Source organism: Gottfriedia sp. NPDC056225, assembly GCF_042267765.1.
Classification (GTDB): Bacteria; Bacillota; Bacilli; order Bacillales; family Bacillaceae_G; genus Gottfriedia.
Map to the genome: position 1 here is coordinate 1 of NZ_JBHJTJ010000003.1, position 16,638 is coordinate 16,638.

Sequence of the window (16,638 nt, forward strand, 5' to 3'; positions counted from 1 at the left end):
TACCAAGTACTATATCTGTAGCTGCAGGAAAATCTGTCGAAATTAATCCAACAATTAATGTACCAAAACAAGCAGTAACAGGAAGATATGAAGGATATATTTATTTTGTCAATTCAAACAATAAAGAAGAAAACTATCAAATCCCATTTGCAATTAATATAAAAAATAGTAAAGGATTTGATTATATGCACGTGAGTAGGCCAATGATGTCGGATAATCCGGAAAATATACATCCTATGTCGACATTATTTGAAAATGTGTACTTTAAATTGTCAAGCCCAGCAACAGCGATCGATGTATTAGTGAAAGATGGAAATACAGGCGAACCAATTGGAGTTGTAGGTACTTTTGCTGCAAGTAATCTATTGACAGGTAAAGACTATTTTTCTCAGAGTCTATTTACTGGTATAATCTATCCATTTACAAATGATAAAAAACGACCTATTTCCAATCAAAAGGTAAGGCTGCCTGAAGGCGACTATACCCTTGAAATGGTTACGCATGATGACCAAGGAAAATCATACAGCATGGATTCTAACTTTACGATTGACAATACGCCACCTAAATTAGAAGTAGATATGAAGCCAGGTATTTATGAAGTGAACGATTCAATGTATACGACAGAAGCTGGATATAATGGGCCAGCAATCTGGATTCATGGTAACATATTTGATGCAGGTGTTGACCGACTGAAACAAAAAGGTTTAAATGTTGATCAATCGATTAATGGTGCATTAAATTTTGAATATAGCGTATATAATTATCGTCTACTTTCAATTGATCCGGATGGTAACTTTAGATTCCCAGTAACTAAGACTGAGGTTGACGGAGTAGGTTTTGTAGATTCGAATTTATTTGCTTTTGATAACGGAACAGCAGCAGAATCTTATCCAAAAGGCATTAAGCGTTACCAGTTTATTAAAGCAGGAACAGAATACGCAGTTCCAACTTATAACAAAGACAAGATTAAACTTGGTGACGAAATTACAATGACATTGAACTTAAACAATATTAAGCAGCTAGCTTCTGGAGAGTTCACTTTGCCTTTTTCTAATAACAATTATTCATTCCAAAGCGTAAAAATAAATGATGCATTTAAAAAATATGCTGAGGAAAAAGGTGCAAAAGTTAACTTAAATTCACCAGTTTTGAGTACAGGTTCTGTTAAAGTTGGTGCTTCTATTGATCAAGGAAGTTTAACAGTTGATAAAGATTTACCTTTCTTAGATGTTACACTTAAATTGACAAAAGATAATCTATACTTACAAGAAGGATATGGATTTGATGTATCATCGTTTAAATATAAGAAAACAGCAGATGCAACTACTACTAACTTAATTAAAGTATATAAAGACAAACCATTCTATGTATTACCGAAACAATCGACGGTGAGCGGAACTATGGCACCTGAAGCTTTCATGAAAAATGGACAAATAGATACTGCGGTAGATTACTCTAAACTTGGAGCAATCGTTTATGCACAGGATGCAAATGGTAAAATTTATGATGTAAGTAGTCTTACAAAAAGTTCTTACTTTACATTTAATAACCTACCTTTTTCAGATAAAAACTATGATATCTATGTGAAGGTGCCAGGACATCTTGCAAGTAAAGTATCAACAAATTTATCAAGAAACTTCGATGGTGAACTTGCCGGGGCTCAAAAGTTAGTAGAGATTGACAAAAACAATGCAGGTGATGTAAATGGCGATAATGTCATCGACGTAATGGATGCAATTTATATTCAAACTTATTGGGGAACTAATAAACGTGCTGCGGATATTAATTTTGATGGCGTAGTTGATGCGAAAGACTTTGCATTTGTAGAGAAAAACTACTTAATGCAAAATACTTCAATCGCAAATTCACCAGCACCTAAGAAGAAATACAAAACTGCTACTTTAGAGAGCATTAAGGAAGATCTTGGAATTAACTAATATAAAAGACGAATAAATTAAAAATATTTCTTGGTTTTATTGGCTCCGGTTGTGAACCGGAGTCTTTCTATATCTATAGCAGATTCAAAATTTGTTTTATAAATAATACTAGTTTTTTACTTTTACATATGGTTACAAAGAAAAATAAAATAAAAAAGAGGAAAATTTTTACAAAAATATAATTAGATAATAGATAGTACATTTGATAAATATAGTCGATTGGAGGATATGTAAGTGCATTTGTTCGTTTATCCTTTATTACTAGTGTTTTTATTTTTAACTTCAATTATTTTAATTCTAATGATCATAAATTAATGTGTTAAAATTTATTCAGTTATTTTCCTCTTAACAAGCCATAGCCAGAGATTATTATAAGATTTTGGATTTCTTTAAAATGTTTAGACATATTATAAGACTACCAAAGTATAAAAGTTGTATGTTGTCATACTGGATCTCTTTCTGATAGACATATTGTGAAGAAAATGAAACAGTTACTTATGACGGCTCTTCATTTTTTGTTTTATTCTTCCACAATTAAAAGTTATAATATAATTAAAAAAAGAAACTGCGGTTCCTATAGAGAGACATAGAGGTGTGGCAAAATGCTAAAGACGTTAGACAATTCATTAGAGCTATTGAAATGTTTTACAAAGCAAAATCCGTCTTGGGGTGTTCGAGAGTTATCTAAGGAAATGAATATGAACCATTCAGTCGTTTATAGAATCTTATCGACGTTTGAAAGTCATGGTTTTTTATCTCAGAACTCAGAAACAAAGAAATATGAACTTGGAATTCGTTTTCTGGAATATGGTCATATTGTTCAAGAAAAAATGAATCTTTCAGATTACGTCTATCCAATTATGAAAGAGCTTTCAGAGGGAACAGAAGAGTCTACTTTTTTAACGTGGTTAGATGGAGCAGATGGTGTCACAGTAGAAATTGCTGAAACTGAAAAAAGAATTAAATTTGCTGTTTCGATTGGAACGCGAACCGTCCTATATGCAGGGGCGTCTAGTAAAGTTATGATGGCCTATCTCCCAGAAGAAAAAAGAGCAGAGATTATTAATAAAGGGCTACAGGCATTTACAAGTAAGACAATTCTAGAACCTGAAAAATTGATGGCTGATTTAGAAGTAATTCGAGCAAAAGGTTGGTGCTACTCAATCGGCGAATATTCTGAATCTATATTTGCTTTAGCTGTCCCATTATTTAACAGTAATAATGAAATTATTGCTTCATTAACAATAGGGGGACCAGAATATCGAATGCCTGAATCAATTGTTCCTGAAGTATTACCGAAGCTCCAAAAAGCCGCAGAGAAAATCCAAAGCTACTTCTCCCAATATAATATGGGAACTCAAAATAGTTACATATCAAGATGAATTATATTATTGAATGATCTTTTTTCTAAATATGCAGAGTTAATTTAGTAAAAATTTGTTATATTTATATAGATCACGCTGAAATGCACGACGAATGTTAGTACATCTAACATTCGTCGTGCATTTTTTTATGACTAAGTGATGAACCTTAAACCAATAAAGTCATGTTATTTGTTCAAAAAAAATTATTTGCAAGCAAATTGGATAGCGAGCATTCATTTTTCGTTAACAAAGTCTGGAAGAATATTAATATTGAAAATTTTTAGATTATTATATATAATTAGTTTATAAAAAGAAACAGCGTTTCTAATATAGAAACAATAAAGACAATGGAGATAAATGGGGGGATATTCGAGCAGTACCAAAACTAAAAAACCATCTAAAGGTGGGCATAACATTTAATAACTTATAGAGAGAGTTTTTATTTGATAACTTTGGAGAATTTAAATGGGGGGATTTTTTATGAACGACAAAAAGAAGCATCCAAGTATTTTTGAACCCTTTGCACTGATCTTTAATATTGTAACGAGTATTATCGGAGCAATCATTGGAATGCAAATCATTACAACACTTGGAGTAACACCTAGTACATCTATCGTTGGTGCACTTGTTGCCATGCTAGTAGCTAGAATTCCAGGAGCGATGTTTAAAAAATACAAATCGGTTCATCGACAGAATTTAGTTCAAACTTCAATTTCTTCTGCGACGTTTGGAGCAGCTAACAGTTTGTTAATACCAATAGGAATTCCATTCGTTATGGGGAACTCTAAATTAATTGTTCCTATGTTAATTGGTGCTGCCTTAGCAATGTTTGTTGATGCTGCAATCTTATACAAAATTTTTGATTCTAGGTTATTTCCAGCATCTGAAACTTGGGCACCCGGAGTTGCGACAGCTCAATCCATCTTAGCTGGAGATAAGGGAGGAAAACGTGCGGCACTTTTAGGAGTTGGTACAGGAATCGGGCTAATTGGATCTTATTTTGGTATTTCAATGTCTGCATTTGGTACAGCATTTATCGGTAATATATGGGCGCTTTCGATGTTTGGGATTGGTCTGATGATTCGCCAATATTCGATTCCTTGGTTTGATTTTGATATTAATCAGCATTACATTGCTCATGGGTTCATGATCGGAGCTGGAATTGTAGCCTTATTCCAAGTTTCATTGCTGATTTTTGGGAAACAAAAGAAAGGTAATGAGAATTTACAGACTAGTAAAGCAGAGAAATCAGCTGAGGATACTTTAACTAGACCGATTAAGGAAGCAAGAAGAGCATTAGGCTATGGGTTTATTGCATATCTCATTATAGCCCTTCTGATTGCGATTACTGGTGGACTTATTACAAAAATGTCCCTAGGGATGTTACTTGGTTTTATGTTATTTGCAGCTTTTGCAGCATTTGTACATGAGTTAATTGTTGGGATTGCAGCTATGCATTCTGGTTGGTTTCCGGCCTTCGCAGTTGCATTTATTACGCTTCTATTTGGAATGTTGATCGGATTTCCACCTGTGGCACTTGCACTGTTAGCTGGATTCAGCGCTGCTACTGGCCCGGCCTTCGCCGATATGGGATATGATTTGAAAACTGGATACATTCTTCGAGGCAATGGTGAAGACAAAGAATATGAATTACAAGGAAGAAAGCAACAATATATTACTGGGATGATTTCTTTTGGGGTTGCGCTTTTAACAGTACTTTTCACTTATAAAGGGTATTTCGCTCAAAATTTAGTGCCTCCAATTGATGCCGTATATGTTTCAACAATTAAAGCAGGCGCATCTCCTGAGGTAGCAAAACAACTTTTACTCTGGGCAATTCCAGGTGCGATTCTTCAATTAATTGGTGGTCCTGGACGACAATTAGGAGTCTTATTTGCCACAGGCTTACTAATTCTAAGTCCAAATGCATGTTGGGCAGTTTTGTTAGGGATTTTAATTCGTGTTGTTGTATTAAAGGTAAAAGGGAAAGAAGCAGAAGCTCCAATGAGTATTTTAGCCGCGGGCTTTATTGCGGGTGACGCACTGTATAGTTTCTTTAATTCTATGTTTAAAATTAAAAAGTGAGGCGAAATCAATTGGCAACTATAAAATTAGATGAAAAAATGGTGGAATATGCAGTTTATGGAGGTGCAGTTCTAGGAGGCGGCGGTGGCGGCTGGATTGAAGAAGGTCTTAAAATTGGTAAGTTGGCTCTTCAAGTTGGACAGCCGCAACTTCTTACAATTGATGAGCTTGAAGATGAGGATACGCTTGTAACTGTATCTTTAGTAGGAGCTCCTGCTGCAAAGGATCAATTTGTTAAACCAATTCACTATGCTCAGGCATTAGAGCTACTTTCCAAAAAAATTGAAAAACCAATAAAAGGGATTATAACCAATGAGAACGGTGCCGCAACTTCTGTGAATGGTTGGTTTCAAAGTGCTGTAACGAATATCCCGGTAATTGATATACCTTGTAATGGACGAGCACATCCAACAGGCTCAATGGGCTCATTAAATTTATCTGAGCTTACTGATTATGTATCCCACCAAGCTGCAATTGGTGGAAAAGATGACAGATATGTCGAGGTGAGTATTTCAGGCTCTCTTGATAAGGCATCTAATATGGTTCGAAAGGCATCAGTTGAAGCAGGTGGAGTCGTTGCCGTTGCTAGAAATCCTGTGTCTGTAGAATATGCAAAGCAAAATGGAGCACCTGGTGCAATCAGACAAGCAATAGAAGTCGGTGAGGCTTTATTAAGCCATGAAGGTGAAGCTGCAATTGATGCGGTCGTTAAAAAGTTAGATGGAAAAGTGATTACAACTGGAATTGTCACTGAGTTTCAGCTTGAAACAGCGGGCGGATTTGATGTTGGAACGCTCTGGATCAATGATTCCTATGAGTTAACATTCTGGAATGAGTATATGACACTAGAAAAAGATGGAGAGCGATATGCAACTTTCCCGGATTTAATTATGACTTTTGACGCAAAAACAGCAAAACCAATTGTGTCTGCAGCAATCGAAAAAGGACAGCATCTTTCAGTAATTGCAGTACCAAAAGAAAACTTAATCTTAAGCTCTACAATGAGTAATGAGAAACTACTTAAACAAATTGAAGGTATTATAAAAAAATCAGTTCTTTAATACACAACGTGTAAATTAGGTGGAGGTTTTTATATGACATTGAAACAAACACTTTCGGTAATTGATTTACTAGATAATGCATATGTAAATGGGGAAAAAGTAAAGGAATTATTTACTTCATATCCTAATGTTACAGTAGAAGTAACAACGGTATCAGGAGAGCAAGGTAGTACAGATTTTATTAAAGTAATAATTCCTGGAGTAGAAGGAAAAAGTAGGGGTGGTGTGGCCCCTACTATTGGAATTGTAGGTCGTCTTGGTGGTATTGGTGCACGCCCTAGCCGTATTGGACTAGTTTCTGATGCAGATGGTGCCGTTGCAGCAGTTGCTTCTGCATTAAAATTAGCAGATATGCAAGTAAAAGGAGATACCTTAAAAGGTGACGTCATTGTTACAACTCATATTTGTCCAGATGCACCAACCTTGCCACATGAACCTGTAGATTTTATGGATTCACCAGTCGATATATTAACAATGAATAAATATGAAGTCCTATCCGAAATGGAAGTTGTTTTATCTATTGATACTACAAAAGGTAATCGAGTGATTAATCATAAGGGAATTGCGATCTCACCGACTGTAAAAGAAGGGTATATTCTTCGTGTCAGTGATGATTTGCTACGAATAATGGAGATGACTTCAGGACAGCTTCCTGTTACGTATCCAATTACAATGCAGGATATAACACCTTATGGAAATGACATCTATCATATTAATTCTATTCTACAGCCGTCCGTTGCTACGGATTCGCCTGTTGTAGGTTTAGCAATTACAGCGCAATCAGCTGTACCAGGATGTGGTACAGGAGCAAGTCATGAAACAGATATAGCATTAGCCGCTCGATTTGCAATTGAAGTTGCAAAGGAAACAACAAATGGTACTTGCAAATTTTATGATGAAGTTGAATTTGATAAAATTACGAAACTCTATGGTTCTATGAAAATCTTACAAACAATGGGGAATGAAGTTATTCATTGAAAGTAAGTGGTATGCCCACTTGCCTTTTAATGGGAGGAGTAGTAGATGGCAAAACTAGGAATGATTACAATCGGTCAAGCTCCGCGTCAAGATGTTGCACCAGTTTTTGAAAAATATATAGATGGCCGATCTGAATTAGTTCAGGTTGGTGTATTGGACGGTTTGAAGAAGGAATATATTGAGGAACATCTGTCACCCGAATTGGGTGATTATGTGTTAACTACTCGTTTAACAAATGGTGATTCTGTCGTGATGTCAAGGGAGAAAATACAGCCAATTTTACAAGAAAAGATCAATCAATTTGAGAAGATGGGAATCAAGCAAATTCTACTTCTTTGTACTGGCGTATTTCCAGGAATACACACAAAATCATCTTATTTGATTGAACCAGATAAAATTATTCCTCCTGTCGTTAAATCAATAGTTGGTCAGCGTCGATTTGGCGTTATTTTGCCTTTGGCAGAACAAGAAGAAAGTTTAAGGAGTAAGTTTACATCATTTGGAATGAATCCACACTTTGCGGTTGCTTCTCCTTTTAAGAATGACTTGACAAACTATGAAAATGCAGGAAATGAACTGAAGGATAAAGTAGATATTATTTTACTAGATTGCATGGCATACTCAGAACAGTCAAGACAATTAGTGTCAAAAGTAACTGGCCTTCCTGTGATTGTATCGAATGTAATGATGGGAAAACTAGTTTCAGAAATGATTTAATCGTTTCAACAGCATTCCTTTTAGTATAAAGCAATTACTCACCAAAAAAAAACGCTATTCTTTCTGTGTATTTTTAAGAAAGAATAGCGTTTTATTTATGAAGAAGTTTTTCGATAAAATATTACATTCATTTCCAATAGTTAACAACTTCATTAAAACGCTTATAGAAAACGCCAATCAATTGTTAGGACAGGGATTGGCGTTTGTTAATTCTATTAAGAAGATTTATTTAACTATTTTTTTTATTAGTTTAAATTAATCTTCTTGTTGAAAATTATCGATTTATATTTGGTAGTTGAATGATTTTGTCAAAATAGCAAATAAATCAATTCTCATTATAATGTGATTAGAATTTTAAGAAAATTCGAAATAACTAAACTATTTTATATTCAGAAGGGAGAGTACTAGATCAATGAGGCAACATAGTACCAATAAAAGAAAAAATGCTTTTAATGTAGTAATGAGCTTAGGCGTATTATTAGGAACAGTGACACCATTAAACTATCATTCTGTTGTAAAAGCTGAATCGAATGTAGATTCACAAGAAACTTTATCGCACTTAACTCAGGAGCAACGTTCTGCTTTGAGAAAGATGGAATTAAATGATAGTTCAGGTATAAAGCTTGATCCGAGTGTTGACCTAAATAGTGAAAAAGAAATTTCAGTTATTGTTGAATTTAAACAAAAGCCTGAAAAAGTTGCGCAGCTAGAAGCAGAGGTTAATGGAAATAGTTTAACTGCCAGTAAAGCAAGAAGTTTACGTGACAAAGACCAAGCTACATTTCAACAAGATTTAAAATCAATTTTTAAAGAAGATATTCAAAAAAAGAAATCTTCTTTTAAAGTAAAGCGCGTCTATAAGAACGCCTTTAATGGGGTGGCAATGACGCTCCCTGCAAACAAGGTTAAGAGCTTATTAGCTTCTGATGCTGTTAAATCTATTTGGAGTGATAAGGCTGTTCAACTAGATCTTCCAAAACAAGAAAATACAACAAAGCAGAATGCATCGGCGGTAAACATCCCTGGAGGAAACTCGTATCTTGGTGTTGATAAATTACATGATGAAGGTTATACGGGTAAGGGAGTTAAAGTCGGAGTTATTGATACAGGAATAGACTATAATCATCCTGATTTAAAGGGTGCCTATAAAGGCGGATATGATTTTGTAGATAATGATACAGATCCAATGGAAACGACATATACGGATTGGAAGAATTCTAAGAAAGCTGAAACAACCAATGGTTCAACGTATTATACAGAACATGGAACACATGTCTCCGGTATGATTGCAGGGCGTGGCGTAAACAATAGTGAGTATGCAACAACTGGTATTGCATCTGATGCTGACCTTTATGTATACCGTGTACTTGGTCCATACGGTTCAGGAACAACCGATGCTATTTTATCAGGGATCGATAAGGCAGTTGCGGACGGCATGGATGTAATAAATTTATCACTCGGTGCTGCTGTAAATGATCCACTTTTTCCAACAAGTATGGCAGTTAATTATGCCGTGTTAAGTGGAGTAACAACGGTTGTAGCAGCAGGGAATTCTGGCAGTGATCTGTATACATTAGGGTCACCTGGTGCAGCTGCACTGCCAATATCAGTCGGAGCAAGTGATGTACCAATTGACATGGAAACATTTACAATCTCGACTGATGGAGAAGATCCTGTACAAGCTCATGTACAATTAATGGCGAAAGCGTATTCAGATAATATACCAGGTTTAAAAGGAAAAACATTTCCTATTGTAGATGTTGGAGTTGGTAGTTCAAGCAACTATTTAGGTAAGGATGTAAAAGGAAAGTTTGTACTTGTCGCTCGAGGTTCGATTACTTTACAAGACAAAGTGAAGTATGCGCAACTAAAGGGAGCAGCAGGAATTTTAATGTATAACGACAATCCAAATGAAGGACTTATACCTTATTACCTTGGAGAAGGTACAACGAATATTCCAACATTCTCGTTATCAAATGCTGAAGGATTAGCTTTATTAAAACAAGTACAAGCAAGTAATGCATCTTTTACGTTTACAGAAATGGGCAAAGGTAGCTTGGAGGGAGACACATTAGCAGACTTCAGTTCTCGTGGACCTTCTCGTGTAAATTATGATATTAAGCCGGAAATCGTGGCACCTGGTGTTTCGATTTTGTCAACGGTTCCTTCCTATATAAACAGTAAGGATAATCAAAGTGACTATCATTATGCTTATCAAAGATTATCTGGAACTTCAATGGCATCACCTTATACTGCAGGGGTCGCAGCTGTAATGTTGCAAGCAAATCCGAATCTTCAGCCCGAAGATATAAAGTCGATAATGATGAATACGGCCGATGAATTGAAGAAACCGTACAGCGTATTTGAAGTTGGGGCAGGTCGAATTGACCCTTATAGAGCGGTCCATACAGGGATGGAGATTGAAGTCATAGATAAAACGCCACTTATTAGTAATGGGGTACAAACATCTATTGAAGAAAAAACAGGCGGAATCAGTTACGGTTCGTTTGGATCTACTGGCAATGATATTTTAGAGAGCCGTAAAATTAGTCTAACTAATATGGAAAGTGAGACTAAAACCTTTAGTGTAGATGTACAATTCCAAACTGGTGTAAGGGGTTCAATGGATGCAAAACAAAATGATGTACATTTAATTACAGATTCAGAAATTAAGGTGAAAGGGAACAGTCAAAAGCAGACGAAGGTGTCTATTTTTGTTCCGAAAACAGCTGAGAATGGTACATATGAAGGTTATATCGTTTATACAAACAAAGCTAATCCAAATGAGTCGTATAAAGTTCCTTTTGCAATTCGGACAGTTGAAGAAGGAATGGGTGATTTATCTATTGCTAATCCTTCAATGGCTACCGTAACAAATGGAGCGGATCAAGTTTATCCAACAAATTTACTTTTTGGCTTTAGTGTAAAGTCTCATATGAAAGTGATTGATGCAGTATTAGTAGATGGAGAAACAGGTAAGGATCTAGGTTATATTGGTCAGTTTGATGGAATAGCAGTCAATGAAAATGTAGACTATGGATGGCTTGGATATGATGGGTCATATTTTCCATATACTGGAGATAAAAATCAGCCAATCTCTGATAAAATTGTAAAAGCGCCACAAGGACATTACAAGCTTAAATTAATTGGTACAAATGATCATGGAAAGACATTTCCGATTGAAAAAGATTTCTTCGTAGACAACACAAATCCAGATTTTCAAACGAATGTCGACGATAAAAATGTAATTGAATATCCTGCCAATCAAACATCTTATCCAATTAAAGCGACAGTTATTGATCATGAAGTGGCAGAAATGCAATCTCTTGGTTTTGATATTGACCAATCTAAAAATAAAGTAGGATTTACGTATTCTGGTTTTTCCGGTTATCCTGACTCTATTAAACAAGTAGATACTAACGGGCAATTAGATTATGATATTCCACTAGATAATCGTAAGGATGTCATTACTGCATATATAGATGGACTTGATGCTGCAAACAATAGAAAGAGTCGTAAAACAGTTTATTTCTTGAAAGAAGGCACGACTTATTTAACAGGGGAAATGGACAAAGATGTAGTGAGGCCAGGGGAAACAGTAAAATATTCAATAACTGCTCAAAACCTAAAGAATTTTAAGCAGGTACAATTTAGACCATATATCGATCCGAAGCAAGTTGAAGTTGTAAAAGTAGATGTACGCCCTGAACTCTCCAAATATGGTTCAGTTGATCTAAAGCATGAAACTAGACCAGTAAATGGTGGAATGTATTCAAGCGAAATCTATACATTGACGATGGATGGCACTCAGGATGTGACAGGTGATATACCGATGGTTGATGTATATCTAAAAGTAAAAGAAGATAATCAGTCGAATTCAACCGGGTTTTTAAGTTTTGCTTCAACGTTCTATGATACAGCAGGAAAATGGGTATCACCTCAACCTTTCTTTCCTTACAATGGTATTCAAATTGCTCAAAAACAATCAATTGTATCAGGAAAGGTTATTTCTCAAGGTTTACTCACTGAAACTAATGCATGGAATGGGGCATTAGATTACTCAAAAATAGGTGGGAAGATTAAGCTGGAAGACTCTCAAGGAACCGTACTTGAACAAAACTTAGGATCTACTAGTTCATACAACTTTGGAAATGTACCACTGAATGATAAGGGATATACTGTATCAATTGATGTACCAGGACATTTCACATATTATGACACAGTTACAACTACTACTAAAAAAGGAAATTTCCAAGCTGGCTTAAACGCATTAGTTAGCGATGCGTACGTTATTGCAGGAGATGTGAATAAAGATAACGTTATTGATGTACTGGATGCTGAGTACATTAAAACTTATTGGGGAACGAACAAGCGTGCAGCTGACATTAATTTTGATGGCGTTGTAGATGAAAAAGATATGAAACTCGTAAAATTAAACTATTTAAAGAAAAATTCAACGTTAGAATATTTACATCCAGGTACATCTCCAGAAGCAAAGAAAAAATATAAAGGGGATACATTGGAATCCATTATGAGTGAGCTTGGAATAGAATAATATAGTTATGGTGTAATCAATTAAGTGACTGGTTCAATGAAAGCTAATGATGCAATCATTGAATCAGCCATTATTGATTGTTATCTATGCTAATTTTTTATTCACAAAGAGAATTTAAAAATAGTAAATAGTCTAACTTTTTAATTCTGAATATTCAGTAAAAAATGCGGATATATAATAGCTCGAGGTTATACATTCAAGTTGGAGTTGCTTACAGCCTAAAAGCTTCTTACTTGGAGTTAACATAAATTAATAATTTAATAGATTACGAGGGGAGAGTTTTAAGTTTATGGGTAATCGAAAGAAATTTCCATTCCGTGTCATTACGGCAACTACTTTAGCAGCAATGTTTATAACTACAACAGGATATGCACAAATTACAAAGGAGAATCAACCTTCTAGTTCGAAAGTTGATGAGATTGTGCATGAAGGGTTAAAAAGCTATTTAGCAGATCTTAATAAACAAGCATCTAAAACTTCTGATAAAGATGGTTATAGTAGCATCGATAAGAATAGCGTAAAAGCGTATGACCCTAATGAAAAAGTACGTGTAATTGTCGAAGTTCAAGAACCAGGGCAAGCTACACAAACGAAAGCTAAGTTAAGTAAAAAAGCTCTAATGAAACAAAATCAGGACGATGTCGTTTCTAAAATGACGAAAAAGAAATTAAATCCAAAGATTAGACACCGATTTTATGATGGCTTTAATGGGTTCAGCTTAGATACCGCATATAAAAATATTAAAGATTTACAGGCAACCCCTGGTGTAACAAATGTACATATTGCAAGAACTTATGAACCAACAATGAAAACAAGTAAAGAATTAGTACAAGCACAAAGTGTATGGGAAAAATATGGTTATCAAGGCGAAGGGCTAGTTGTTGGTGTAGTTGATTCAGGGATCGATTATACTCACCAAGATATGACGTTAACTGAAAAAGGAAAACAAAAAGAGAAGCTAACACAAAGTAATATTCAAAGTAAATTATCTGAAACTGCCGTTAATGATCAGTGGTATAGTGATAAAGTTCCGACTGGATACGACTGGGCTGATAATGATACGGATGTTATCCCACGTGGTGCAAATGGAAATCCTCATGGTACACATGTTTCAGGAACAATTGGTGCAAATGGGGATGAAGAGAATGATGGTGTACTAGGAATCGCACCAGGTGTTCAGCTGCTAGCAGAAAAAGTATTCTCTGATAGCGGAGGTGGAGCATACGAAGATGATATTATTGCAGGAATTGACCATGCTGTTGCCATGGGAGCAGATGTCATTAATATGAGTCTTGGAACTGATTCAGGATTCGTTGGCGAGGATAAAGATCCAATTCAAAAGGCAATTCGTGAAGCAACTGAACATGGAACACTTGTCGTAGTTGCAGGAGGAAACGCAGCATATAGTACGAAAAATAACATCATGTCGGCTTCTACTCAACCGTATGCAGATAATCCTGATATTGGGACTGTAGGAGAACCAGGCGTCAGTCCATTTGCTTTGTCAGTAGCTTCCTATGAAAATACGAAATACGAATTAAATACATTGGGGGAAGAAAATGGTTTACAACTCCCATATCAAGATCAATCTCAATATAATTTCAAACTTTCAAGAGTACTTTCTCCTAATGAAAGTTATGAGCTAGTTTACGTTGGTGAAGGATTTAAAGATGAGCATTATGCAGGTAAAGATGTAGCTGGAAAAATTGTAGTTTTTAAACCAAATACATCTTATTCAACCTATTCTTCAATGCAAAATCAGGCTAAAAAGCGTGGTGCTAAGGCAGTTATTTTAGTTCCGGCTACTAATATGGCAGATTATCCATACGTGAATTTAGGTAGTAATCTTACCCCTACAGCGACAACTAGTAAAGAAGCAGGGGATGCTTTAATTAATAAGTTAAATAGTGGACAAGTTGTCAAAATGAAATTAACAAAGAGTACATGGATAGATAATCCACTTCGAGATACAATGTCTTATTTTTCATCTTATGGAGCGCCAACTACTTTAGATTTTAAACCTGAAATTTCTGCACCAGGAGGAAAAATATACTCTACAGTACCAGGAAATGAGTACGAAGTTATGAGCGGTACATCAATGGCAACTCCGCATGTCGCAGGTGGTGCTGCATTAGTTCTACAATCACTTTATGAAAAAGGATTAACGCATTCAGAAGATACAGCATTAAAGGCAAAAATTGCTTTAATGAATACCTCTAATGTAGTAATGGATCCTCAAACTGATAGCAAAATCCCATATTCACCTCGTATACAGGGATCTGGTTTAATGCAAATACAAAATGCAATTAAAACACCTGTTATTGTGACGAGAAAAAATACACCTCTTGAGCAAGCGGGAGCAGTTGCATTAAAAGAAATTAAAAACGATAGAGCTATCCTCAATTTAAATGTTGAATCTCTTGTAGCAAAAGATACGAAAAAAGATTATGAATACACTATTAATGTAGACTTACTAACAGATGGAATTGATACAAAACAATTTGACTTTAATGGTGATGGAACTTTAGAATCAAAAGACTATTTATCATTAAAAAGTAAACGTATTGAGGGTGCCTCAATCTATGTAAATGGAGAGAAGCTTACTAGTGCTGAAGGTTCAACATTGCAAATTAAAGCAGGACAAACGAAAAATCTGAATGTAGAGATTCGCTTACCTAGAACATTAAGGAAAAATGAATTTGTTGAAGGATTTGTCCGCCTTGTACCAACTGGACAAAATAGTGACTCTGCAGTTCCTTTAACTGTACCTTATATGGGCTTTAATGGTGACTGGACTGAACCAAATAATATTGATCCTGCAGCTTGGGATCGAGAGGATGCATTTTTAGGTTATACAGCACTTTGGAATGATGAAGGTGCATCAGCTCCGATGGGATACGATGCTAAAACGGGTAAATTTAACATGAATGCAATCGCTACATCTCCAAATTCAATACTAAAAGGCGTATTCCCAACATTTACAGCATTTAGAAACTTGGCAAAAGCAGAGATGTATATTGAAGACAAAAAAGGAAAGATGATTAAGTATCTTGGAGACTTTAGTGAATATAATGGTGGTAAGCCTAATCCGCTTCGTAAAAACGTTATTTCCTCAACACGTTTCTATACGGGATATAACTGGGATGCAAAAGATCAAAACGGTAATACAGTAAGTGATGATACGTATAGTTTTGTCATTAAAACGACTTTAGACTATCCAAATGCGAAGCCACAAAAAGTAAAACTGCCGATTAAAGTCGACTCAGTTGGTCCAAATGTATCGAATGTTCAAGTGAAGCCAAAAGATGGTCAATATGAAATTTCATTCGACGCGGTAGATGCTGGAAGTGGTTCGGGCTATAAAGGGGCTATTATTTGGTATAATGGCACATATAAATCATTGCCAGTAGGTGCAACTTCAGTATTAGTCAATGAAGAACCAAAAAGCGTGGTTGTAATGGGAATTGATAATGCTATGAATGTCAGTTATAAAGTTTGGGGCGATACTAGTTATATAAACCCTAGTATGTTAGTAACTGTTTTCAATGTTTCTCCAAGCGCAAATGTTAGTCCGAGTAAGCCTGCTCAAATTACTGGATTAGCGAATACTCGTGTAAATTGGACAATTTATATGAAGGATTCAACTGGTAAAGTAGTAGAGAGTACAACAGTAAATAATGAGCATGAACTTCATCTGAAATGGACACCAGATGCAGATTTCCCGGCTGGAACATATTATTTTTCAGCTGATGCAGTTGATAAGCAAGGATTTAAAGTAACAACAAAAACAGTGTCCGTTACAATAGTAAAATAAGATAATGGAAGCCGATCTTCTTAATGGAAGGTCGGTTTTTTTATAACTCGAATTAATAATTTTCTAAACTCGTAATTAGTAACTCTTCAAAACTATCATCTGTCGAAAAGTCTTTGTTGAAGGACAC

Annotated in this window: 8 protein-coding genes; all 8 read left to right on the forward strand. The window is 35.4% G+C overall.

What is annotated here, in order from left to right:
* Positions 1-1,937 (forward strand): dockerin type I domain-containing protein (locus ACFCYN_RS03480; protein WP_375947523.1); only part of this gene is annotated, 1,937 nt, incomplete at its 5' end.
* 602 nt (positions 1,938-2,539) lie between these two features.
* Entirely contained in the window at positions 2,540-3,319 is a 780-nt protein-coding gene (locus ACFCYN_RS03485; RefSeq protein WP_375947525.1) for an IclR family transcriptional regulator, read from the forward strand.
* A 462-nt stretch (positions 3,320-3,781) separates the two neighbouring features.
* Positions 3,782-5,386 (forward strand): OPT/YSL family transporter, encoded by a 1,605-nt coding sequence (locus tag ACFCYN_RS03490; RefSeq protein WP_375947527.1) that lies wholly within the window; start codon positions 3,782-3,784, stop codon positions 5,384-5,386.
* Positions 5,387-5,397: 11 nt separating this feature from the next.
* The gene (locus ACFCYN_RS03495; protein ID WP_375947529.1) at positions 5,398-6,447 is read left to right on the forward strand and encodes an S-methyl thiohydantoin desulfurase family protein; all 1,050 of its coding nucleotides are present in this window, start codon (positions 5,398-5,400) and stop codon (positions 6,445-6,447) included.
* A 33-nt stretch (positions 6,448-6,480) separates the two neighbouring features.
* Positions 6,481-7,425 carry a DUF1177 domain-containing protein gene (locus tag ACFCYN_RS03500; protein ID WP_375947531.1) on the forward strand — a complete coding sequence of 315 codons (945 nt, stop codon included), beginning with the start codon at positions 6,481-6,483 and terminating at the stop codon, positions 7,423-7,425.
* Between the two features lie 45 nt (positions 7,426-7,470).
* Entirely contained in the window at positions 7,471-8,142 is a 672-nt protein-coding gene (locus ACFCYN_RS03505; RefSeq protein ID WP_375947533.1) for an AroM family protein, read from the forward strand.
* 412 nt (positions 8,143-8,554) lie between these two features.
* The gene (locus ACFCYN_RS03510) at positions 8,555-12,697 is read left to right on the forward strand and encodes a S8 family serine peptidase (RefSeq protein ID WP_375947535.1); all 4,143 of its coding nucleotides are present in this window, start codon (positions 8,555-8,557) and stop codon (positions 12,695-12,697) included.
* 289 nt (positions 12,698-12,986) lie between these two features.
* Positions 12,987-16,511 carry a S8 family serine peptidase gene (locus tag ACFCYN_RS03515; protein ID WP_375947537.1) on the forward strand — a complete coding sequence of 1,175 codons (3,525 nt, stop codon included), beginning with the start codon at positions 12,987-12,989 and terminating at the stop codon, positions 16,509-16,511.
* Positions 16,512-16,638: the final 127 nt, after the last annotated feature.